This is a genomic window from Burkholderia sp. DN3021 (assembly GCF_049805555.1).
Classification (GTDB): Bacteria; Pseudomonadota; Gammaproteobacteria; order Burkholderiales; family Burkholderiaceae; genus Burkholderia; species Burkholderia pyrrocinia_C.
The window spans coordinates 1-1,338 of the sequence record NZ_JBNCAB010000228.1; the positions used below are offsets into that span (position 1 = coordinate 1).

A 1,338-nucleotide genomic window follows, 5' to 3' on the forward strand; every position below is an offset into this window, starting at 1 on the left:
CTGCAACTGCCGACGACTATGCCGATCTCATGCCTTGGAGAATGCCTGCCGCCCTCAACCGCTGAGGGGCGTTGTTAAAAGACCGCATACAATGTAAGACAGTCTAACCATTGTTGATTTCCTGGGCGGTAGTCAATGGTCCTATGCTCGATGGGTATCGTTCATGGTCGACGATGCGATGCCCTCATGAAGGGAACCTGGGAAGCCGCCGGTTTGTGCCGGCGGCTTTTTTTCTACACGCCGTCGCGAACAACGTGCAACGGTTACATGACCGGTGCGCAACGATCGTCATGAACTTCAAACTCGCCGCCATTTCAGCGATTACCATGGCGCTTACCCATTTCGCATTCGCGAATGGTAGCGATTCCCAGGTTTCGCACGATCACCGTGATGCCGCGCGCCCGCGCCAGATGGACGGCAGAGTCGGATATGCCAAGGCACGGAGTCGGCGTCACCGACGCCAGTGGCACGAAATCCGCATTGACCACAATCACATCACATGGTTCGATGCACAAGGCAATCCGCGCCGGCGCGAAGCGATAGCGGAGAGGAGAAAGTAGATTGCTTGGTACCCGGAACCGGAGTTGAACCGGTACGCGCCGTGCCGGGCGCGGCAGATTTTAAGTCTGCTGTGTCTACCTATTCCACCATCCGGGTAGGTTGGTGGGCCTGGCCGGACTTGAACCGGCGACCGGCCGATTATGAGTCGGCTGCTCTAACCCATTGAGCTACAGGCCCGTGCGGAAGCGGCGAGATTCGAACCGACGACCCTCTGGTCTCAAACCCGATGCGTTCCGCCATATAGCAGTCCGGCATTGTACGTGGAAATCCGCGAGTCATGACGCCCATCATCGCGGCGCGAGGGAGTCAGGCCGGTCGATCACGTGAAGGGCCGGTCATCGATGCTGAACAAACGGCCCAAGTCATCTTGAGACACTCGTCGCGCTTGCACGGCGTACCCGTGCGCTTCGTCCCCAAGCCTGCCCTTTGATTGGCTGCCATCGCCAGCGTCTGTTGCGCCATCGTCGTTTGTCTTTCTTCGGTCATGTGTACGGCCCTACCACGGCTAGGCCACGCTAATGGCCGACTTGTTCGGCATGGCCTAAATACTGGATGGGTGGCGGGAGATCCACCGCGCTCGTGAGTCTTGGATGGTCGACTTGCAGTGAGGCGGGCGCCTTGGGAACGCGTTCCCTGTTTGACGAGGTTTTACAAAAACTTGACACATGTTGAGTGGCTGCGCGTGACGCGCTTCCCGAGAATGCTGGTTATCGGAATGGGCGGGGGCGCCCTGAATGTCTTTAGGGAACAAAGCGATGAACCAGCAAGCGTACAAGA

1 protein-coding gene and 2 tRNA genes are annotated in these 1,338 nt (G+C 58.1%); 1 reads left to right on the forward strand and 2 read right to left on the reverse strand.

Features of this window, described 5'->3' with window-relative positions; genetic code table 11:
• The first annotated feature begins 290 nt into the window (after positions 1 to 290).
• Positions 291 to 560, forward strand: a complete 270-nt coding sequence (locus tag ACPUER_RS36725; RefSeq protein ID WP_425133577.1) for a hypothetical protein — start codon at positions 291 to 293, stop codon at positions 558 to 560.
• A gap of 6 nt (positions 561 to 566) precedes the next feature.
• Here ACPUER_RS36725 and ACPUER_RS36730 read toward each other — a convergent pair.
• Positions 567 to 657 (reverse strand) — tRNA-Leu (locus tag ACPUER_RS36730).
• Between the two features lie 4 nt (positions 658 to 661).
• A tRNA-Ile gene (locus ACPUER_RS36735) sits at positions 662 to 738 on the reverse strand.
• Positions 739 to 1,338: the final 600 nt, after the last annotated feature.

What these genes read in the sequence shown, in the direction of transcription:
- ACPUER_RS36725 (WP_425133577.1), top strand. Translation starts at nt 291, where the DNA reads ATGAACTTCAAACTCGCCGCCATTTCAGCGATTACCATGGCGCTTACC.